A 23,062-nucleotide genomic window follows, 5' to 3' on the forward strand; every position below is an offset into this window, starting at 1 on the left:
ATAACATGGCAAAGTAAAACTACTTATCTGGAGAGGTTACAAATTCCAAAGAAAGATAAATATTCAAATATTGCGAAGTTGTTCAAAATTTACTAGAAAAGCAAAGTAACCACAGCTTGAGCCCCTTTATTGTCCGGCAAATTCGCTAAATGCAACTCCCCTTGCTGATTACGAATAAGCTCCCTGCTCAATACCAAGCCGATACCCGATCCCTTTGGTTTAGTAGAATAAAATGGTACAAAAAGGTTATCTGGATTGGCGATACCAGCGCCGTTATCTTCTAGGGTAAAGCGCCAATTTTTTGGTCTATCTATAGTTAGTGTTATGCCATCATTCCCCGCAGATTGATTTGCTTGCTCAGCATTATTGACAAGGTTGATCATAGCCTGCGTTAGCTGAGCTTCATCACAATAAACCAAGCCCTTATTAAGCGCCTTTATCTCAACACTGGGAAATAAAGCTTGCCAGCGCGATACCAGCAACTCTACCTCAATGTTTTGCATATCAACGGGTGGAAGCTGCGCTACTTGTGCGTAGTTTGCAACAAATTGCTGTAAATGTGCGGCACGACTTTCTATTACACCGAGCATAGTTTGCTGCATCTCAGGTGAAATGATATTGCCATCTTGTTGTAGGGATTGCGCCATTGAGTACACCGGAGTTAAGGCGTTTCGCACTTCATGATTGAGTACCGATAGTAGCTTTTTCCATACCTGCTTTTCATTATCTCGCAGCGCTTGCTCCACCGAGAAAAACACCAATAATTGATAGGCTCGCTGCCCCCGATATAGTTTATGAGCCGCAATGCTAAATCGAGAGATGTGCTGCGTATGCTGCCATTGTTCATCCACATACTGAAGCGCCAGAGCTTTAGCATGTGCACCATGTAACACCTGTTCTGGATACACTGTATTCATGGCATGATTGGCAAAATACACATGATGATGCGCATCAAGTACCACAATTGGCAGGGTGAGTTCGCTCATAAAATTAAATACAAAAGCTTCATTCTGACCATATTCTTGACGCTTTTGCTGTAATCGCTTGGCAGCTTCTTTGAGCTCAGCCTTGAGCAATTCAACCCGACCCTTGCGGTATTGCGCTAACTGCCATACACCAAACTCTTCATTGGTTACACCGTCCAACTGGACCGCCAAACTTTCAAGCACCTGCATTACTGATTGATAGCCGTAACTCAGTGCTAATACAGAGGGGATCATCACACCGAGCAACAAAGTGATTGCACTTAACAACGTAAGCTCAAAATAGCAGATCAACCCAAGCGCGAGCATAGCAAGTGTGATTATAGGTATCGCAATGCCAACAAGTAACTTGTGCTCAAGTGATGCCAGCTTAGCCATCAAGCTCTGCCTTTGGGCTAATATCGTACTTTTCTAGGCGTCGATAAATTGCAGATTTACTCAAACCTAAAAATTCTCCAGCGGCCACTACATTGCCATCGAAATGGCGGATCGCTCTTGCAATCATGCGTTTTTCGGCTTCTTCTAGGCTCAAAAGTGGGAGCTCTTGCTCTAGTACACCTTCCTCAAGCTCGATATCATCCGCGGTTACCTCAGGCTGAAGTCCTAAGATCACGGCCCGTTCAATGACATGAGATAGCTCACGAATATTCCCAGGCCAACTGTAACTCAATAATTTGTCTAGCGCCGCAGCAGTTAGCGAGCGCTCCCGTCCAGTATCATTACCATGGCGCTGGGTGTGCTTTGTTAAAAAATGGGCTGCTAAGCTTGGAAGCTCTGCTAATCTCGCTCTGAGTGGTGGCACCCTTAGCACCACCGTATTTAAGCGATAGAGTAAGTCCTGACGAAACTGCCCGGCGTTAATCGCTTCTGACAAATCCGTATTAGTGGCAGAAACAATCCGCGCGTTACTGCGGCGCGTTTCAGAATCTCCCACGACTTCATATTCACCCGTTTCGAGCACGCGTAATAGCTTGCCCTGAAGTGACAACGGCAAACTGCCGATTTCATCTAAAAACAACGTGCCATTTTCAGCCATTTCAAACCGTCCAGTGCGGTTTGCTTTTGCATCGGTAAATGCGCCTTTGCGATGGCCAAATAACTCACTTTCAAATAATTCCGTTGGAATAGCGGCCATATTCACGCTCACAAAAGCGTGCTCAGAGCGACCGCTATTATCATGAATATATTTAGCCAACTGACTTTTTCCGCAGCCATTTTCTCCCAAAATAAGTACGTTGGCATTGGTTTTTGCAACGCGCTGAACTTGCTGAAACAACTGAGTGGTTGCGTTATTGTCTGTGTGTGGTTCATGTGATGACGATAGCGCTTCATCACTTTTGGTGTAACGTCTAACGGTGTTCAGCAGTCGCTGGTTGTGCCAAGGTTTTTCAATGAGGTCACATGCGCCCAACTGCATTGCTTGGACCGCAAGTTCAACTTTGGCCCACGCGGTAATAACAACCACAGGCACACTTATTTGCGCTTGTCTCAGCCAACTAAGAAATTGCAGCCCTTCTTTTCCTGAGGTTGTATCTCTATTGAAGTTCATATCAAGCAAAATAAGCGCAACGGGCTGCTGCGATAAAATAGCTTTAGCTTCATCAGGGTGTGCGGCTTCGAGACTCATAAAACCATGACTTTGTAGCACTATGGTGGCTGACATTCGCACGTCAGGGTTGTCGTCGATGATTAAAACTGGCGTCATCACTTCCTACTTATATTCTGTTTGGGCTTACGCCCAAACTTTAATGTTTTAATGCTCGCATTGGTGTCGAGTTTATTAACTGCCTCATTGGGTAAATCGCCGTGGCTAACGCAAAAGCCAACATGGTAACAATCACTACAAACAACCAGCTGGATTTTGCCAACAACCAATCTGACGAAACACTCATATAAAATCCCGCAACAACCATAATGGCAGCTAACATCGCCACTAGCATGGGTGCGATGGTATCTGACAATAACAACCGATATAAGCGGTGTCGTTTGGCACCAAGTGCCATTCGCATCCCAAACTCGTAGCGTCTTTGTTGAAAGCTATAGTTAAGCACACCGTAAATACCCACCCCAGATAACAACAAACAAAAACCACAAAGCGCAAAGCTTAGCAGTAAAGTCAGGCGCTCCAAATAGGTAATGCTCTGATATGTCTTTGTTAAGTCTAAAAAACGCCATATTCCCGCCTGACCATTCACGACGCTGATGGCATTTTGGATCTGAGCGCGAGTAAGTGATGCTCCCGGTTCCATTTCTATCATAAATGGATAACCCAAAGGCAGCGCGGGTAGCCAAACGGTTTTACCTTGAAGTTCATGATGACGTTTAGGGTAATTGAAGTTTTTTGAAATACCTACGATTTCAGCAGGTACATCTGGGTTAAAAATAAAATACGTTTCACCAATCACATCCCCATCTGGTTTTAACGCCTGTGCCGCAGCCCAAGAAACAATAGCCTCTTCCTTTTCGCCTCGAATTGCAGCTTCGCTAAAAGTGCGCCCGGCAACGAGCTCAAGCCCAGTTAATGCAAAATAATCCGGCCCAACGTTACCTCTAACCATGCTCGGTGTCCATTCACCCGCCATATCTTGCATAGCAACCACAGGGACATCGCTTTGTAATGGACTTTCTCCATGGGCTACGCCTAACACGCCCGGAATGTTAGTCAGCGCGAGTTTGAATCTTTCAATATTGGCGTAACGCGCGGGAAATGGAGTGGGATCTGCGGGAATATGTAGCATCACGCTATACATATTGTCCAACTTTGTTCCGAGCGGTCTAAGCAAGGTATCGGCGCTTTTACACAACACTAAGGTCGCCCCAAGCACCAACACAGTGGTAAAAAACAGCTGTACCGCAACCAGTGTTTTTGTCGTCGCTATGCGTACCGCTTTTACGCTGCCTTTACCTGACGACTGCATGCTTTGCTTAAGCTGGCTAAAATCAATCATGCGTGAAGTTACAAACGCAAACAATAAAGCCAATAACAGTACGGTTAGGATAGCACTGAGCAGTACAGTGGTATCTAAGGTTAAGGTATCAATCAGCGGCAAATAACCACTGGTGAGCGATTTAACTAACCTCAGCTCCCACGCCGCAATAAATAACCCCACCAGCACAGCGCCTGACACCAATAACAGCGCTTCTAGCAAAATTCCACGAAACAACAGCTTACGCTTCGCACCGAGCATAGCTTGTAAGGCCAGTTGCTGCTGGATGGTGTGAGCTCGAGAGATAAACAAATTACTCACATTAAAAATTGCAATGAGTACCAAGCATGACACACTCAACAACACGATAATGGCAAGCTTGTCATGTCCCGCCAGTTCTACGTCACGGTACGAACGTACTATAGGTTCAATATCAAGTAACGCTTCGTCGGCCGATTTCCATTCGCTTTGGTGCAGTTGAGCATTTTGATATAGCTGCTCTACGAGGATATCCTGACCACTATTGACTGGTAATATCGCCAGTAACTTCAAGTTGTTTAGTCTGCTACTCCACGGATGATACTCGCCGCGCTGATCACCAAAAAATCGCTCATCTTCAGAAAAACTAAGCCACAGCGCCCCATTTCCTTCACTTAAAAAGTAAGGATCAATATGCGTACGCGCAGCAACACCGACGATGGTGTACAGTCTGCCAACAATCCGCAAACTCTCCCCAAGCACATTGTCATCACCATTGAAGTATTGTTGCCAAAGTTTATAGGAAATAATGACCTCTGGATTTTTCTGGCTAATGCTTTTCGTCGGCGTTAGGTATCGCCCCAGTGCTAGCGGCATTTTCACCATACTAAAATAATCCGAACTTGCAAAAGTCAGCGTAAGCTTTGGCTTGCCAGCTAGATTTTCAACCACATCGGAAAAGCTACTGATCAAAGCTCGTTTTTCAAATATGGAGGGGATCTGATACCAGTTCAGCATATTTTGAAAGCTTTGCAGCCCTTCAGACGCCCTGTCTTGGTATACGTTTTTTTGTTCGACCACCACAAATCGTGATTCATTTTCAATCTCAAGCGGCTTAATAAAAAAGCCACTAAACAGACTCAATGCGACAAAAAAGCAGCTTAACGCGAGTGCCAACGTCAGTACTAGCGTGATACAAAAATTCGGTACTTGAAGCAAACTTTTGATTGCCAGCCCTAGTTGACGCCGAAGTTGCAAAAACCCCATTACACCACCTCCGCAGTACAAATATCGCGTTTTGCAACGCTTGATGAAACCTGTACACCATCTAAAAGCTGAATTTGCCGCTTGGCATAACCTGCATAGCGAATATCGTGCGTCACCATGCAAATGGTTGTGCCTTGCCTATTCAACTCTCCCAGCAACGCCATTACCGCATCCCCATTTTTAGAATCGAGGTTTCCAGTTGGTTCATCAACTAATAAGATACTTGGCTCGCCTGCAAGCGCACGCGCAATAGCCACTCGCTGCTGCTGTCCACCAGATAGTTGGTTTGGTTTATGTTTTGCTCGGTGAGACATTTCAACTTGCTTAAGCGCGCCCATCACACGGCGCTCAATTTCGTCAGTCACAAGCGCAGGCTCTCGATACTGAAGCGGTAAAGCCACATTATCAAATACCGTTAACCCATCCAGTAGATTAAATGACTGAAAGACAAAACCGATATGCAAATTACGCAGCTCTGCTTGCGTGTCTGCGTCTAGCGTACTGGTTTCTATATCTTGGATGCGATAGCTGCCCGACGTGATGTCATCTAATAGTCCAAGAATGCTCAATAGAGTGGATTTTCCCGATCCTGACGGGCCAGTTATCGCAACATAATCGCCCATTTCAATTTCAAGGTTAATGTTGCTAATGGCGTGAGTTTCAACATCCTCGCCAAAGAACACTTTGCTCACTTGATGTAATGCCAAAATTGTCTTGTCCATTTGTTCTTCCTTTACCGATTGAGTGATTTAATTGTTATTTTTTCTAGGTGCTGGTAGTCAGACATTTCTGACACCACCACTTGCTCACCGGATACACCGCCTTCGAGTACTTCTATGGCATTGCCGGCTAGTTTACCAAACTTGAAACTTTTTTTGATAAGCATGTTGTTTTGTTTATCTAAAACAAATAACTGACTCTGAGATTGTGGAGTTGCACGCGGTGGCTTAATAAGTGAAAGTGCGGCGGTCTTTTTTGCTGTAAAAATTTGCCCTTCAACAGTCAAAAGTGGGCGAGCATTGCTTGGCAGTTCCCCAAGTAATGCCAGCTCTATCGCAATACGCCCGTCTTGTACGATGGGCACAATGCGGCTAACCTTTGCCTCAACCTGACCAACAAAGGTGTCTACTACTGCTCGTTGACCTAAGATAATCTCGCTTGCTTCTCGCTCTGGCACCAGTAAGTCGGCTACCAAAGTTCGCTCACTGCCCACCACGGCTAGCGCCTGCCCGCGTGTAATTGCTTGACCTTGACTAACATGTACTTGCTGCAACATGCCGCTGATCCCCGCAGTGACTTGTAATTGCTCCACCGTCTGAAGCGCGACCTGATAGCTCAGCTCATATTCTTTTAATAGTTCTAGCTCAATCTCAATTCTTTGCTTGTGTAATGCACTGGTTTGGCTAAGTTGCAGCTGAGCGAGCTTTACTCGCTCGCTTAACTGAGCAACAGTTAAGATTGAGCGCTGATGATCTAAGCTTGAAACTATGCCTTGAGTAACTAATTGGCGCTCAGCCTGCTCTCGCAATTTGGCATTTTCAAGCTCACTGCTGAGTAGGGTATTTTGTCCTTTCAATACTAGTCGCTCACTTTCTTGGCTTAGCCTTAACGCTTCAACATTGGCTTTTTGCCTAGCGAGTACTAGTCTTTCTCGGTGGAGCTGCTGAGTTAACTCAGGATTGGTTAACTGTAAAATAACGGTGTCTGGCTCTACCCTACTGCCTGGAAGATGCAGTATGGTTTCAACTTGAGCTGCAAATGCGGTCGTGATCTCTCTACTGATCTTTGAGCGTAACCTTCCATAGCCTTTAACACTAAATTCTATTGGCCCGGATTGAATAGAGGCAAACTTGAGTGTTTCTACATCTAGCTGGTGCTTGTCCGGTAAGAACAACATACCAAAGAGTATAATTAGGGTGACAGTCACAATTAATCGCCACCTAAAAGCCTTGACAGGTGGTTTTGTCAGAGTCGTTTTAATATCCATCGCTTCACTGTATTAATTTTTTATACGTAAAAGCGACATCCATGCCAAAGTTAAGCCATTGAATTATTGTGCTTTTTTATTTTTTGTTTGTGTTTCTTTCCCAACAGTGGGACTGTGGCAGAGCTTTTCTGGGAATTTTTGAAGTAAATAATGAATTGGAAGTCTAGAAAGTAACTCTTAGTTACGCTTTAACTTGGTCATAGTTAGAGGTGTATAACCGATGTAAGCTACACACCTATGATAGGTCGCGAAGTTTACAGCAAACTAGAGTGTCTTCCAGACCAAGATATTGTCCCCACGTCTAACACAACGCTGCACGACATCGCCGATATAGTGTTTTGCGCCTTCAGAGAATTGTTTATCTGCGTAGTAGCAAAACTTTGTTGAGTCGTAAGTTTTTGCTTGTTTGTTATTTACTTCAACATTATTCGCTTCAGCAGCAATTGAAAAAACAGGTGCTAATAGCAAAACTGAAAAAATATATTTTATCATTTTAATTTCCTTTTTATTCAGCCCACAAAGCCTATGGGGTGTTTCATTTACATGTTAAGACGGGTATATCAACCGCAACAGCCAAGCTCTTATTACATTTCAACCTGCGCAGAAATTACCTAAAACAACTTAAAAGCAATAAAAACTGACTAATTTTAAATCGTACCTATTTCAATTCCAATGTCAATTATTTAACACCGACCACCGAATTCTAAAACTCTATAGAAGTCTTTAAGAATGATGCTAATCATATTAACACTGGCCCTATTGAACTATATTTTATGTCTATATACGTGGAGGTATTCTTAGACTCTAATACTATAATCGCCAAATCGCTTTAAAGGTTTTGCTCGCCAAATAGAAAAATAACAGCGGCATCAATACTAACTTCAGTAGCAAAAGCGATACCACGTTTAAGAAGTCGATAAAGAGTGACTCAGCAGCGTCGAGCATATCGTTAATACCACTAGAAACGGCTTTAATTGCTCGACTTAACGTCCCCTCATTACTACCGTGTAGCTGCTCATTGAGCCTTTCTATTTGTTGTTGATGTTGATCTTTCTCTCTATTAATAAGTGCAATTTGAGTATCAATTTTAGCCTTATCACTAGCCAATCGTTGTTGCTTTTCAATCAGTGGTTTTGCCTCTTCACTTTTGGTAAATGTTAACCATTCGGATAAACTTCGGTTCGCTTGAACCGCTTCAATATCACCTTCCAACGCGGTAATTTCAGCATGTAGCTCGGTAGCTTCACCATGAAGACGGATCTGTTGTTTTGTCAATAACGCTATTTGTTCACTATGGCTTTGCTTTTGACCGGTGATTTGGGCCTTTATTTTTGCACTTTGCGCACTGGTCTTTGTTGCTTGAGATTGGAAGAGATCAACACTGCTCGACACAACTTCACTTTGTTTATTTATTTCTTGGTCCAGTAAGAGTTGGCTAGTGAGACCTGTCGATAGAATTACAAAGGGAACCACAAAACGGATCAATAGCATCGTGGCTAATATTTTAGTTCTAACCGTTTGCCAAAACCCTAGATAGCAGCACACGAAATATCCAATGACAGTGACAGTAAAAGCAACACTAAACAATACATGAGTAGAAATGGTGTAGAGAATTCGTTGTATAAACAAAGAGCCAATGGCTAGTTGCATCACATCAGAAATGTATTCAGCTAAATCATTGATAGGATCGAGTAGCTGCGCAGGTTGAATGCTTGCAACACCAATCCCAACCTCGGCAGATTGCAGCAAAGAAATAGCGCCATTTACTGTACGTGCTGAAGCATAGACGAGCGAGGATTGTAGCAGCGCTCCATCAATGAACTCCGTCATGGTGAGATTGAAAGCTGATGACCAACTTAATACCACCAAGATAGTAAGTAATACAAATTTACCTATTTTAGCCCAGACCATCTACATACACACCTAGAATGCTAAAGGTTTAGTATTGATGAACAAAGCTTAACTAAAACTGATCTTACTTGTGATTTTCTGGATAATTGGCTACCACAGATAATGTCCGCTTTACAAATGTATTCAGCGCCCGCTCTGGAAGAAAAGGTTGTCGCCCTTCAAGATTAAACTGTGATAATAAGCGCTTAATCTCTTCATCGTTCTTTATTTGCTCAACCGACTTACCCGCCTGATTCAAAATCTTCACCCGCTCAACCAAAGCGAATGTTTGAATTCTATGTTCTTCGAGTTCTCTTTTCGATGTAGGTTTGCCATGACCTGGCACAATCAACGTATTTTGATCGCCAATCGATAAAAGTAAGTCTACCGCTTTATTAAAACCCGTTAAGCCCCCAGCATAAAATGTTGGATGCCAGTTTGTGGTGTAAATGTCCCCGGTGAACAAAATATTGCTCGTAGGATGATAGAGAATGTTGTCATTGGCGGTATGTGAAACTGCTTGAGTATGCTTTATCACCCCAAGCTCCTTTAACCCTTGTGGGCTGTCAATAAGTGTAAAACCTTGTTGTTGGAAAAAAGCATTACCACTGGTGTGATCCGAATGACTATGCGTATTTAGCAGGTATTTTTTCTCGGTCTGAAAGCTATTCTGTATCAAATCATTGAGCTTTGGCAAATCCGCATCTTCAGCTGTGGGGTCAATGATCACCACTCCCCTTTTCGTTGCAAAGATCCCAATGTTTGTGCCATAACTTTTATCTCTAACGACTTTTGCTGTGTCAGATTGATAAAGCACTTCAAACTCACCGCTATAAGTTGGCTGAGCAACAATTAAGCCCAATAAGACGAACCCCGTAATAGACCGCATTTCACACTCCTTTCTACATTAGACTGTTCACGTTATAGCCATTATGACTTCTTTACAAGCCTATTGCTCCACCAGCCTACTTTCCTCTCGGTTTTATGGAGCGGCCAGGCTTTTCCTCAAGCGGTTTATCTGGCCATCGGTGTTTTGGATATCGACCACGCATTTCTTTGGCCACCTCAAAATAAGAAGTTTGCCAAAAGTTGCTTAAATCACTGGTGGTTTGGATTGGCCTTTTCGCTGGAGATAACAGCTCAAATCGCACTGCGACTTGACCATTGGCGAGCGTTGGCGACGTCAATTGACCAAACATTTCTTGTAACACCACAGAAACGGTTGGCCCTTGGTGCTCATCGTAGCGGATCGCGACTCGCTTATCGCTTGGCGTAACATAAAACTCAGGTGCTTGCGCTTCGAGTTGCTGTTGCTGCTCCCAAGTGAGTGTCGCTTGAAGCAGGTTAAAAATATCCAGTTGCTTCAGTTGTTTGATAGTGTTTACGCCCGTCAAATAGGGCAATAACCAAGTATCAAGCTGCGCTATCAAACTTGACTCAGATATCTGTGGGAAGGTATTCAATTGTTCACTTAACCATTTAGCTCGAGCGAGCCAAGCGTGACTTTTTACCGACCAATTGAGCAAACCAAGTCCTTCCGATGTGAGAATATCCTTCACACATTGGGCAAACGCTTCTTTGGGGATCTGACTCAGGTTTTGCTCTTTTAATACCAGAGCATGATATTTAACTTGTTGCCGGCCCTGAATCGCCTCTTTTTTACTATCCAGTTGATACTGCACCACCTCACTCAAATATGGCGCTAGCTGCTCAAGTAATGTGCTCTTTTCGATTGCGCAGCTTAGAAATACCAAGCCATCCTTATTTTTGCCATCCACATCACAAACAATCAAATAAGCCTGACCTTGCAGCGGATCGCCGTCACGTAATGTCACCCCCCGACCATTCGCAAGTAAGTAGCGATTGTCCCCTAAAGGACGTTTTTGTGCAGCTCTGTCAGGAAAGGCATGGAGCAATAAAGTAGGTGCTAAGGTTTGAATATCTACAAGGGCGATTGCTTCACTCTTGAGACTAATTCCCAGTTTGTGTGCAAATGATTTGGCCAATTTTACGGCCTGCTCTGCGGCAGCTCTGTGCAAGCGATATGCTTTGGCGGCACGGGTACGGTCTTGCACAAACTCTACCAATGCCAATACTCGTTCACATACATCACTTGTGTTAGCTTGTACTACAATATCTCGCTCGCTCAATATTGCCGCCAAAAAACAAGCAAGTTGTTGCGAAATTAGCGTCTCACATCGCAGTAGCATGCTGGCAAGACGAGGCGAAACCCCCAGTTGTAGTGCACGCTGCCCAGCAGTTAACACTTTATTATGCGCATCGACCAAGCCAAGCGACTGATTCAATTGACAGGCCACCGAAAAATGTTGCACCGGTGGCGATGTTAGCCAATTCGCGTCCTTGTATTGTGTCACGCCCCACGCGCTGAGCTCTAACGCTAAGTCAGAAAGGTCAGTGGTGGTTATTTCTTCTGGCTGAAAGTCACTTAAGTTATTATGCTCGCTTTCGCGCCAAAGACGTAAACAATGGCCCGCTTGTAGACGACCCGCACGCCCTGCACGTTGTGTTGCTGATGCCTTTGAGATCATCACCGTATCGAGCCGCGAGAGACCGCTTCTAACGTCATAGGTTAAGCGTTTTTCAAGGCCAGAATCTATAACCATAGTGATCCCGGTTATAGTCAAACTGGTTTCAGCAATATTGGTCGAAAAAATAATACGTCTTGATGCGCTGGCGCTTTTACTGAGTACTTTCTCTTGCTCAGATAAGGGTAACCCGCCGTACAAAGGCAGAAGCTCAATATTACTTTGGTCAAGCACTTGGCACGCCTCAATGCAGCGCTGAATATCAGCCTGTCCGGGAAGAAAAACCAATACATCACCATCGCTTTGTAGAGTGAAAGCGTGACGCAGCACACTTAACACATGATCTGCCAAGTAACGACTCGCTTTACCGACATATTCAATTTCAACAGGATAGGTTTTACCAGGGCAAGATAACCTTGGTGCACCATCCAGATAATTCGATAAAAGCTCGGAGTCTATCGTTGCAGACATCACCAGTAATTTGAGGTCGTCGCGATACGCTTGTTGCACTTCAAACGCGAGCATTAAAGCTAGATCCGCATGAATAGAACGCTCATGGAATTCATCGAAGATAATAAGTGCAACATCACTGAGTTCGGGATCCGCTTGAAGACGGCGAGTCAATACGCCTTCGGTGACGATTTCCAAGCGGGTGTTGGATGAAACACGTTGCTCGTTTCGGATTTGATAACCGACTCGCTCACCGACCGATTCCCCCAGCTGTTTGGCTAAATAAGTCGCGATAGATTTTGCAGCCACACGACGTGGCTCAAGCATAATAATTTTTTTACCGGAAAAAATATCAGCTTGCAGTAAACGCAGCGGCACTAAGGTCGATTTACCTGCGCCGGGCTCGGCTTGTAATACCAGACGGTTATCATTGTTTAAGGTGGAAATAATCTCGGGGATGAAGGCTTCAATCGGCAGCAAAACTATAGCGCTTTATTATTCTATCTTGTTCAATATGATACACCTAAACTGGATGTCTCCAAACAGCAGAATTCGCTTAACGAGTATTACAAGCATAAATAAGATCGGATAGATTTGACCACGTTTTTAGTTTGCCTGCTTGTAAATATGAGCGTAGATTTTGCACCATGTGCTCTGCCGGACTCTGTACTTCCTCGTCTCCAGTGTGCACGCCAACCCAGGCATTACGATGAGATTCTTTCGCAAGATATAAGCCACCGTCGGCTAACTCTAACACATGTTCCCAGTTAAGCTTGTCTGGTTGTGTTGGGTCAAACGGGAATGGAGCAAAGCCAATTGAGCAAGTACAGTTGATAGTTTGATCGTTCACCACAAATGGATAGCTCTCCACTTGGCGACGGATCCGTTCTGTCACTTCGTGCGCAGCCGCTCTGTCCATATCCGGCATCACCAACAAAAACTCTTCCCCACCCCAGCGCACTAATATATCTGACTCTCGTGTGCATTGCTTGAGGATTTCAGCAAAGTCTTGCAACACGATATCTCCTGCGGCATGGCCAAAACTATCATTGATATTTTTAAAGTGGTCGATATCAATAATCACAAAAATTAGATCGGCATTCTGTTGTGTTTGCGGAATTTGCCACTTTTGCCTGTACACTTCAATGGTGCCATCGATCACGCTAAAAAAATGATGCCGATTACTCAGACCGGTCAAGCTATCGGTGAAACTAAGGGTTTGTAACCGCTTATTTCGCTCTGCGAGTTCCTCAGTACGCTGCGCAACCTGACTTTCTAACAGCTTGGTGTAACGGCGATTTTGCCAACGCCAATAAAAGACCAGCGCTAAGGTAAATACAAGCAGGACTATCAATAACCAACGCTGCTGGCTTAATCTTGCATTTTCTATCTGTTGCTGATGCGCCATAATCTGCTTTGCCTGCTGGGCATTGTCTCGCTCAAGCTCATTAAGTGCCTGCTTTTGTTGGGCAAGAGAATATTGCGCTTCTAGCTTAAGTAGTTTGTTATTACGCTTTTGCAAATTCAGTGACTGCTCGGTAACGGCATAGCGTTTTAAATAACGATGCGCTTGCTGATAGTCTCCAAGCTGAGCATAGGCTGAGGCCAGTATCCACTGCAACTGAGATTGAAAAAGTAAAAAACGAGTGCCGAGTGTATCTCTCAGCCCAGCCTGAGCTAAATCAATTGAAGTTGCAAAATCGCCACTTTGTAAAGCCACTCTGGCACGCTGCACTGCCGACATAATCCGCATTCTTTGGTTTTGAACCAAATAATCCGCATTGTCTAACTCATCTAGAATTTGCTTGGCTGGTAAATATTCACCGAGCTGTAAATGAGCCCAAGAACGCGTCAGCTTTAACTGCGCAAGCGTCTCCTGCCGAATGCCTGAAATCTCTGGTACGAAAGAGGACTTAAGCGCTAAACGATAAGCGCCCTTATCCATATTCAAGCGCGACTGCCATAAACTGATATCGGCTTTTACCTGGGCATTATCATCAATTTGCTCAGCCAGCAATGAGGCTTTATCTAAATAGCGCTGCGCTAACTCATAGCTCTCTAAGTCAATATCAAGGTGAGCGATGGCGAGATAGGTGTTTGCCTTTAAAAATGTATTGTTATCGGCTTCGGCCAACTGCAACGCTTGTTGGTGCAAGTCGAGACCATCCTCAAACTCACCAAAGTGTTGAACTATACCACCCTCTAACAGTAATGCTTTGATTTGCAACGGCTTATTACCTTGCGCACGCGCTTGCTCTCGAAGTGCTCTGATGTCCGGTAATAAAGACAAGTCATAATCTTGTTCAGCCGACATTTGTAGCGCATTTAAGTTGCGCTGTATTTGTTCTGATGATTCGTAAGCAAAACCACAAAATGTAATTAGCGCACTTACCAATATGCAAAGCGATACCACAGCTGGCTGCATTAGTCTCCTCCCACCAGCATTTCAGCGTTAGCCACCTGCCAATTCGCCACTTTTTTGTTGATAAAACCAGATTCTGTCAACGCCCGTTTGATCACGCCTCGTCGTTTAAGTATTTTTAACCCACGATTGAGTGCCGCAAATATTTGCACGCCTTCAGGATGATTTTTACTGACGACAAAATGCCGAGAGTCTGGCAAGACAACCTTAATATTTTCGATTGGGACATATTCTTTACCTTCAAAATTTAAAGTTAAAGAATCACTCACGCTAAAATTAATCAACATAGTGTCGACGACATCACTTTCTACCATTGCCAACATGGTTTCCCACGGGCCAATAAAGCTCACCATGTGTAAATCTGTATTCATCAAAGCACGCCAATCCACTTCCCATTGCGGGTTAGATACCACATTCAGCTGCCGAAGCTGTGAAAGCGGCGTTTGCTGCAGTGCGACATTACGCTTGGTGACGTAAAGCCCAGCTTCGTAATCTCCTACTTCAACAAGCGGATCTGAGATAAATAATGAGCCGCGATAGTCCACGATATTTTCATGCCAAACACTGCGAGCAAGGATTAAACTTTCCCCAGCGATCAGATCGGAAAACTCTAAAATATTCACCGAAGGTTTTGGATTAAATACAACTTTGCGCGTCTCACCACCAAGAAACAAGGCCTGCTGTAGTAACACCATTTCGATGATTTCAATATGAGAACCTTTGGTGGTTGGAAAAAAAGAATCAACGTCTAAAACGTCACGACCAGCAAGAAAGTGCTCATAACGCTGACTGAAATTTTCACTACTGATAATGTCAACAACCAGCTGATTGCTCCCCCAACAGAGATTGGAAATAAAAAGGAGTGAAAACAGCCACTTCATCTTCATTGTTGAGTAAAGCCTTATTATTAACAGTTATTCAACTCAGTATACTTGAATTTAGCGTGCTCTGTTAACTACTAAACAACATATTCTAATGAATTTGGATTTGAAATTTATCAGCCCGCCAATAAACGTTAAAACTCAAGAAATGAAAGCAATAAAAAGCCCAGCTAAACTTAATCTCAGATTAGGTTTAGCTGGATGCCAATTCAGCTATTATGCGGTTTCATATCCTAAGTTAGGACCAAGCCAACGCTCCGCTTCTTCCAGCGACATCGCTTGACGCGCAGCATAGTCTTCTACTTGATCTCTTTGAATACTGGCAACGGCAAAGTACTTAGAATCTGGATGTGAGAAATACCAACCCGACACCGCTGCTCCCGGCCACATGGCGTATGAGCTAGTCAGCTTCATACCGATACGGTTTTCGACATCTAACAACTGCCAAATTTTTTGTTTCTCGGTGTGTTCAGGGCACGCTGGATACCCTGGCGCAGGACGGATCCCTTGATAGTTTTCACGGATAAGTTCTTCGTTACTTAGCGCTTCATCCGCTGCAAATCCCCAGTACACTTTACGCACTTGCTCATGTAAATATTCAGCAAATGCCTCGGCTAAGCGATCTGCGACCGCTTTAATCATGATCTTGTTGTAGTCATCTTGCTTGGCATCAAATGCATCTGCTAAGTCATCTTCTTCAAGACCACCAGTGACGGCAAATGCACCGAAATAATCAGGTGTGCCTTTAGGTGCAATATAATCCGACAAACAATAGTTAGGGAAATCGGTTTTTTCGGTTTGCTGACGCAGCTGACATGACGTAACCAAGACTTCGCTGCGCGACTCATCGGTATAAATTTCAATATCATCACCCACGCGGTTAGCAGGGAACAATCCAATCACACCCAGTGGCTGTAAAGTGCCCGCTTGTTCTAACTGATCTAACATGGCATTGGCATCATGAAACAGTTTTTGCGCCTCTTCACCAACCACTTCGTCTTGTAGAATACGTGGATATTTACCGGCCAATGACCAGGTCATAAAAAATGGCGTCCAGTCGATATAATCGCGTAGCGTTTTAATGCTCACGTCTTTAAACTCGGTGATCCCCAACTTATTTGGCACCGGTGGCGTGTAGCTTTGCCAATCAAGTTTTACCGCATTATCGCGCGCACGCGCCAAAGTAACCGGTTTTGAACGTGGTTTTTTACGCGCCTGCTGCTCCCGTACTTTGACGTATTCGTCCGCGGTTTTTGCTAAAAACTCTGGCTTTTGGGTTTTACTTAGCAGGCTAGATACCACACCAACCGCCCGACTGGCGTTATTGACGTAGATCACACCTTTATCGTACTGAGGTTCAATTTTAACCGCAGTATGCGCTTTCGATGTGGTTGCACCACCAATGAGTAGAGGAATATCGAAGCCGCGACGCGTCATTTCTTTCGCAACATGCACCATTTCATCAAGGGATGGCGTAATAAGGCCAGACAGACCAATGACATCAGCGTTTTCGTCAATGGCCGTTTGCAGAATTTTCTCTGCTGGCACCATCACACCCAAGTCCACGACTTCGTAGTTGTTACATTGCAGTACCACGCCCACAATGTTTTTGCCAATGTCGTGTACATCGCCCTTAACCGTGGCCATGATCACTTTACCGTTACTAGAGCCTTCTTCTTTTTCAGCCTCAATGTAAGGGTCAAGATAGGCAACCGCGCGCTTCATCACTCGAGCAGATTTCACCACTTGAGGCAGGAACATTTTGCCCGCGCCAAACAAGTCGCCAACCACGTTCATACCATCCATCAGTGGCCCTTCAATCACTTGAATTGGCTTATCAAACTGTTGCCGACAGGCCTCGGTATCCTCGTCGATAAACTCGGTGATCCCTTTAACTAAGTCGTGCTCCAAGCGTTTTTCAACTGGCCAAGAACGCCACTCTAAATCTTCCTGCTTTTCGGCTTGCGCCATGCCCGAGTATTTAGGCGCGATCTCAACCAATCGTTCGCCAGCACCGGCGTCGGTATTGAGGATCACATCCTCAACGGCATCACGGAGCTCTTTTGGAATATCGTCATACACGGCTAACTGACCGGCATTGACGATCCCCATATCCATGCCTGCTTTAATCGCATGGTAAAGAAACACAGAGTGGATCGCTTCACGCACCGGGTTGTTACCACGGAATGAGAAGGATACGTTAGATACCCCCCCTGACACTTTACAGTGCGGCAGGTTTTGCTTAATTCTGCGCGTGCCCTCTATAAATTCTACGGCATAGTTATCATGCTCTTCGATACCCGTAGCGACCGCAAAAATATTAGGGTCAAAAATAATGTCTTCTGGCGGAAACCCAAGCTCGTCAACCAAGATTTTGTAAGAACGCTGACAGATCTCAAACTTTCGCTCTGCGGTTTCCGCTTGACCAACTTCATCAAATGCCATCACCACCACAGCAGCACCAAAGCGCTTGATGATTTTGGCTTGGTGGATAAATGGTGCCTCACCCTCTTTTAAGGAGATTGAGTTTACAATGGCTTTACCTTGAATACATTTCAGACCCGCTTCAATGACTTCCCATTTAGACGAGTCGACCATGATGGGGACTTTAGAAATATCCGGCTCTGACGCTATCAGATTAAGAAACTTCACCATCGCAGCTTTTGAGTCCAACATGGCTTCATCCATGTTGATATCGATCACTTGCGCGCCGCTTTCAACCTGCTCTCTGGCAACATCCAGCGCGGTTTCGTAATCTTCTTCTAAAATTAAGCGCTTAAATTTTGCCGATCCCGTTACATTGGTACGTTCACCGACATTGGTAAATACTGCTGTTTGTGTCATGGTGAATTCCTAATTTAAGTTACAGGCTTCAAGACCTGCCAAACGCATCCGCACTTCGATGTTAGGCAAGCTACGCGGCTGGGTTTGCTCAAGGCCTCTCGCGAAGGCGCGAATATGTTCGGGCGTGGTGCCACAGCAGCCGCCAACAATATTGATAAACCCTTCATTGCCCCAATCGATAATCTCTTTTGCCATGTCATCGGCTTCTAGGTCGTATTCACCAAACTCGTTAGGAAGCCCTGCGTTTGGATGTACAGAGGTAAAGGTCTCACAAACCCGTGACAGCTCTTCTACATACTGTCTTAATAAATCTGGGCCTAGCGCGCAGTTGAGGCCAATAGAGATTGGCTTAATATGACGAATGGAGTTATAAAACGCCTCGGTGGTTTGCCCTGATAGCGTGCGACCGGAAGCGTCGGTGATCGTGCCCGAGATCATAACAGGCAGAGTGAGGCCCGCTTGCTCGAACGCTTCTTCTACACCGTAAGACGCGGCTTTGGCGTTGAGCGTATCAAAAATAGTCTCAATCAAAATAAGGTGAGCACCGCCTTCAATAAGGGCAAGCGTTGATTCGACATAGGCTGCAACCAACTTGTCAAAAGTGATATTGCGAAAACCAGGGTCGTTTACATCAGGAGAAATCGAACAGGTTTTTGACGTTGGGCCAAGTACACCTGCCACATAGCGAGGCTTGCTGGGATCTTTGGCGGTAAATTCATCACATACCGCACGTGCAAGCTTCGCCGATTCAAGATTAATCTCGCGGCTTAGGCTTGCCATGTCATAATCTTCCATCGAGATGGTGGTGGCGTTAAAAGTATTGGTTTCAATGATATCTGCGCCAGCAGCTAGATAATCGCGATGGATCTGTTTGATTATCTCAGGCTGCGTCAAACTTAGCAGATCGTTGTTGCCTTTGATAAGGACATGCCAATCTTTAAAGCGCTCACCACGATAGTCTTGTTCTTCTAATTTGTGCTTTTGGATCATGGTTCCCATTGCACCATCTAAGATCAGAATACGTTGCTGCATTGCTTGCTTAAGCTGCTCTGCTATTTGCTCACCGTTTACGGCTACATTATTCGGCATAATTGTTAGTCCTTACATCTTGGCTAACTAAGTTAATATCATAAGGTGTGGTTTGGTAAACATAGTAGTTTAACCAATTTGAGAATAACAAGAATGCATGGCTTTGCCATGTCTTAGATGGACGTTTGCTGGTGTCATTCTCAGGAAAATAGTTCTCAGGCTGCGGTGCGTTGGCCATTTTTTCACAATCGCGAAGATATTCTTTTTGTAGCGTATCGGCGTCGTATTCAGGATGACCGGTAATGTATACTTGGCTACCTGAGTGATTTTTAATTAAGTAAGCGCCCACTTTTTCAGAGCCTGCTAACACCACTAGGTCTTTACACGCATTAATTTTATCGATGTCGATGTGGCCATAACGTGAGTGTGGCACCAAAAACTCATCATCAAAACCGCGAGTGAGCGCCCCGTGGTCAAAATAACAGTGGTGCTTAAATACGCCACACAGTTTGTCATTTTTGAGTGCTCGCTTTAACCCATAATGGTGATACAAACCGGCATGTGCGGCCCAACAAGAAAACAGGGTTGAAGTAACATGGTGCTCAGCCCAATCAAAAAACGCCTGTAATTCCTGCCAATACACCACATCGTCATATTCAAGATGCGCCAGCGGCGCACCGGTGACTATCAAAGCATCATAGTTTTGATCTTTCACATCCGAAAAATAGCGGTAAAACATATCTAGATGTTGCTCTGAGTTTTCAGAGCTACGGTGGGTGTCCAGTCGCAACAAATCAACATTCACCTGCAAAGGGGTATTTGCCAGTAATCGGATAAATTGCACCTCAGTCTCCACCTTATTCGGCATCAAGTTTAATATCGCGAGCCGCATTGGGCGGATCTCTTGCGTTGATGCACGACTTTGTGGCATCACGAACACATTTTCATGACGCAATTGGGCAATGGCTGGGAGTTCGTCGGTGACGGTGATTGGCATGCGCTGCTCCAGACTAATCGAATGGCATTATTATGGACAAAAACTGGAAAAATTCAACCTCTAGATGTGTGGACGTCTAAACATTTGTGATAATAATTTGATGCCTAACCTCTCACTGATTATTTCAATTTATGTATACTTGCCATCATATAAATAAACACAAGAAACTTGATATTTATGATTGGTATTGGCGAAGCGGCAGCGATTGCGGCGGCTGGGGTATGGGCTGGCTCAACCATACTGTATAAACGATTTAGCCATCACCTTAGTCCATTTGAGTTGAACGTTAGCAAAGGCGTCATCGCTTCTGCTTTGATGATCTTGTGTTTGCTCATCGCAGGTGATGCTATGTATCCGACCTTACTCTCGAGCTGGGGCTGGCTGATAGCCAGTGGGATACTGGGCATAGCGATTGGTGACAGCGCTTACTTTGCCGCACTCAGAAATATAGGCCCTGCTCGCACTTTGGTTATTGAAAGTCTTGCACCTGCCATCGCGGGGATCTTAAACATTGTGCTCCTTGGTGTTTATCTCAGCGCATCCGCTTGGCTCGGCATTGCAGTGACAACCGTTGGTGTGATGTTGGCGATTAAGCCAAGTAGAAGCCAGCCGGTATTAGACAAAAAACATTATCTCTTGGGAGTCTGTTTTGCACTCACGGCTGCCATTTGCCAAGCTGCGGGTATGGTGCTTTCCAAAGGTGCGCTAAATAACGAAAGCATTAGTAGTTTGTGGGCGGCACTTATTCGCTTGGGATCCGGCACCCTATTTGTGGCCTTTATTGTTGTTTGTTTGAAATCACAAAGCCTGTTTAAAGCACTCACACTTAAACAAATCGACGGTAAAAACTGGTTATTCGTTGCAGTGTTTTTTGGCACCTTTATTGGGCTTTGGCTACAGTTAATTTCCGTTAATCATACTGATCCCGCTATCGCACAAACCATCTTTGCAACGGCACCGCTTATGGTGATGACAATTGGACTACTGCGCAGAGAAGCTATTACTAAGTCTATGATGTTTGGAGGCCTAATTGCTTTAGCTGGGGTGTTTTTATTGCTAAAGGGATAGCCAATATCACACTTAATATGTGTGCATATTGGCCTGAATTTGGGGTTAATTTACCACCGAAACAGAGGCAAAATACAAAAAGTAGTCAACCTAAGATTTATTAAAGGCAGACACGACTTTTTGTTACCACTATATTAATATGTAAAAACAATGTATATAGACTAATATTTATGCCTTTGCTTGCTTTGTTTTTCGCATTACTGCTCGTTGTGTTACCGGCGCATGGTTCAGAATGCCCAGGTGCCAATAATGCTAATCTCACAAGCCAGATTTTGTCTTGTAAGCAACATCTTGAAACGCTTGAACCCAACGGTGCTCAAGCTTTTGATGCACATCTTGAGCTTGTTAGCTTGTATCGTCGAGCGGGTGACATAAAGCTCAGCAATCAAATACTGGATGAGTTGATGGCATGGAAGTTAACCACACTCCAACGCTTTCAGGTGTTAAGACAAAGTGGTATTAATCGTTATCGCCAGCGCAATTATATTCAAGCGCTGGAGAGCTTCCACGAAGCGCAAACGCTTGCGGCTAAGTTGCAACAAAACGAACTCCTGGGTAAATCGGCAAACGATTTAGCTAATGCCTATCAGGCACTCGGAGATTTAGACACCGCCCTTACTTTATTTTTAGAAAGCTACCAAATAGCGAAAGCAACAAATGACCTACAGAGACAAGCGATCACGCTTAACAATTTAGGGAATGTATCGAGGGATATTAATCAGTTGGATGATGCCATCCTCTCGTTTCGTCAAGCCCACGCGCTCCACCAGCAAGCTGGCGACCAAACTAAAGCGAATCACACCTTGCTAAGCATCGCGGAGGTATTTTACAAAAAGCGCGACTACAACAAAGCAACTGAAATAATTGAAGATTTACTTCAACCTTTGACACAAAGCGGTGCCTATACCCAATTGTCTCGAGCCTATTTATTATTGGCCGAAATTGCCATTGCTCAAAATCATATCACTCAGGCACAACAGCAACTTGCTTCATTTAAACGTACTCGGCAACTAATTCAACACGGTAAAGTGGATCAGCGAGCACTGCTTATTGAGGCCAAACTCAAGCAGCTTGAGGGCGATAACCTAACAGCACAAACGATACTTAAACAGGGGCTTGAAGCACATAATCAGCAAAATAGTCAGCTTACGGAGTTATTTTACATTGCCTTATTGCAGTCCCAACTACAAACACACGCTTATAAAGAAGCGGTAGAGACCGCACAGCGTTATAATGACACGCTTAAAACTAGTCGTGTACAAAGTGAAAACCTTTATCAATTTCGCCTTCAAAGCGCTAACGTCTTGACCGCGCCTAAGCGCCAAACAGAGACAAGCATGTTGTCTCATGTACTCGTCGGGTTTATCACATTTTTAGCAGGTGTTTTGGTTACTTACTGCTTTATTCGCAATACCGCCCGCGCCGATACTCATGGCGTGCACAGTAAACATACGAGCATTGATGAACAGGCCGCTAGACAATTAATGGTTGAGGTAATGACACTCACTTTGACGCTTTGGGAGCAAAGTAGTGGCAAAACTCGTGTCGAATTAGCGGAAGAAAGCAAAGTGTGGAAAGTGAATATCGATGATGGTCGCTTACGAGTGCGCACTCTTGAACGCTATCTTAATATCAAAACGCTGCCCAAAAAGCCGCGTATTCGAAATATTGTTACCACGGCACAATATGTACTCACTCAATGCCAAGACGCTAATTTCGATACTGCGCCCCTTTCTCAAAAAGTTGCACAACTGGAGCTAATCATAGCGTGCTCCAACGCTACTTGATGTTTA

At 44.5% G+C, this 23,062-nt stretch carries 16 protein-coding genes; 2 read left to right on the forward strand and 14 right to left on the reverse strand.

Going from position 1 to position 23,062, the window contains the following annotated elements; all coding sequences use genetic code 11:
- Positions 1-92: 92 nt before the first annotated feature.
- The 14 genes from ABMY45_RS10890 to metA form a co-directional block, all read right to left on the reverse strand.
- Positions 93-1,361, reverse strand: coding sequence for an ATP-binding protein (locus tag ABMY45_RS10890; RefSeq protein ID WP_349288882.1), 1,269 nt, complete (start codon positions 1,359-1,361; stop codon positions 93-95).
- Complete coding sequence (locus ABMY45_RS10895) at positions 1,354-2,688, reverse strand: sigma-54 dependent transcriptional regulator (protein ID WP_349288883.1); 1,335 nt, start codon at positions 2,686-2,688, stop codon at positions 1,354-1,356. The genes ABMY45_RS10890 and ABMY45_RS10895 overlap by 8 nt, the downstream gene beginning before the upstream one ends.
- Before the next feature lie 40 nt (positions 2,689-2,728).
- Positions 2,729-5,155: an ABC transporter permease gene (locus ABMY45_RS10900; protein ID WP_349288884.1), complete on the reverse strand. Its 2,427-nt coding sequence runs from the start codon at positions 5,153-5,155 to the stop codon at positions 2,729-2,731.
- Entirely contained in the window at positions 5,155-5,877 is a 723-nt protein-coding gene (locus ABMY45_RS10905; RefSeq protein WP_010604088.1) for an ABC transporter ATP-binding protein, read from the reverse strand. The genes ABMY45_RS10900 and ABMY45_RS10905 overlap by 1 nt, the downstream gene beginning before the upstream one ends.
- Before the next feature lie 11 nt (positions 5,878-5,888).
- The gene (locus ABMY45_RS10910) at positions 5,889-7,082 is read right to left on the reverse strand and encodes a biotin/lipoyl-binding protein (RefSeq protein WP_349288885.1); all 1,194 of its coding nucleotides are present in this window, start codon (positions 7,080-7,082) and stop codon (positions 5,889-5,891) included.
- Positions 7,083-7,406: 324 nt separating this feature from the next.
- A complete protein-coding gene (locus ABMY45_RS10915; protein ID WP_010604090.1) occupies positions 7,407-7,634 on the reverse strand; it encodes a DUF1496 domain-containing protein in 228 nt (75 codons plus the stop codon).
- Between the two features lie 318 nt (positions 7,635-7,952).
- Positions 7,953-9,053, reverse strand: coding sequence for a hypothetical protein (locus ABMY45_RS10920; RefSeq protein ID WP_174168490.1), 1,101 nt, complete (start codon positions 9,051-9,053; stop codon positions 7,953-7,955).
- A gap of 64 nt (positions 9,054-9,117) precedes the next feature.
- Positions 9,118-9,921 carry an MBL fold metallo-hydrolase gene (locus tag ABMY45_RS10925; RefSeq protein ID WP_174168489.1) on the reverse strand — a complete coding sequence of 268 codons (804 nt, stop codon included), beginning with the start codon at positions 9,919-9,921 and terminating at the stop codon, positions 9,118-9,120.
- 76 nt (positions 9,922-9,997) lie between these two features.
- Entirely contained in the window at positions 9,998-12,508 is a 2,511-nt protein-coding gene (hrpB, locus tag ABMY45_RS10930) for an ATP-dependent helicase HrpB (protein WP_174168488.1), read from the reverse strand.
- 76 nt (positions 12,509-12,584) lie between these two features.
- Positions 12,585-14,453, reverse strand: a complete 1,869-nt coding sequence (locus ABMY45_RS10935) for a GGDEF domain-containing protein (protein WP_174168487.1) — start codon at positions 14,451-14,453, stop codon at positions 12,585-12,587.
- A complete protein-coding gene (locus ABMY45_RS10940; RefSeq protein WP_102056404.1) occupies positions 14,453-15,337 on the reverse strand; it encodes a hypothetical protein in 885 nt (294 codons plus the stop codon). The genes ABMY45_RS10935 and ABMY45_RS10940 overlap by 1 nt, the downstream gene beginning before the upstream one ends.
- 210 nt (positions 15,338-15,547) lie before the next feature.
- Positions 15,548-18,175, reverse strand: a complete 2,628-nt coding sequence (gene metH, locus ABMY45_RS10945) for a methionine synthase (RefSeq protein WP_349288886.1) — start codon at positions 18,173-18,175, stop codon at positions 15,548-15,550.
- Positions 18,176-18,184: 9 nt separating this feature from the next.
- Positions 18,185-19,264: a homocysteine S-methyltransferase family protein gene (locus tag ABMY45_RS10950; protein WP_174168486.1), complete on the reverse strand. Its 1,080-nt coding sequence runs from the start codon at positions 19,262-19,264 to the stop codon at positions 18,185-18,187.
- A complete protein-coding gene (metA, locus tag ABMY45_RS10955) occupies positions 19,254-20,201 on the reverse strand; it encodes a homoserine O-succinyltransferase (protein WP_130126639.1) in 948 nt (315 codons plus the stop codon). The genes ABMY45_RS10950 and metA overlap by 11 nt, the downstream gene beginning before the upstream one ends.
- A gap of 177 nt (positions 20,202-20,378) precedes the next feature.
- On the opposite strand from metA, the gene ABMY45_RS10960 reads away from it, so the two are divergent.
- Together ABMY45_RS10960 and ABMY45_RS10965 are read left to right on the forward strand one after the other, a co-directional pair.
- Positions 20,379-21,269: a DMT family transporter gene (locus ABMY45_RS10960; protein WP_174168485.1), complete on the forward strand. Its 891-nt coding sequence runs from the start codon at positions 20,379-20,381 to the stop codon at positions 21,267-21,269.
- Between the two features lie 170 nt (positions 21,270-21,439).
- A complete protein-coding gene (locus ABMY45_RS10965) occupies positions 21,440-23,056 on the forward strand; it encodes a tetratricopeptide repeat protein (RefSeq protein ID WP_349288887.1) in 1,617 nt (538 codons plus the stop codon).
- The last annotated feature ends 6 nt before the right edge of the window (positions 23,057-23,062 follow it).

Source organism: Pseudoalteromonas sp. XMcav11-Q, assembly GCF_040104525.1.
GTDB lineage: Bacteria > Pseudomonadota > Gammaproteobacteria > Enterobacterales > Alteromonadaceae > Pseudoalteromonas.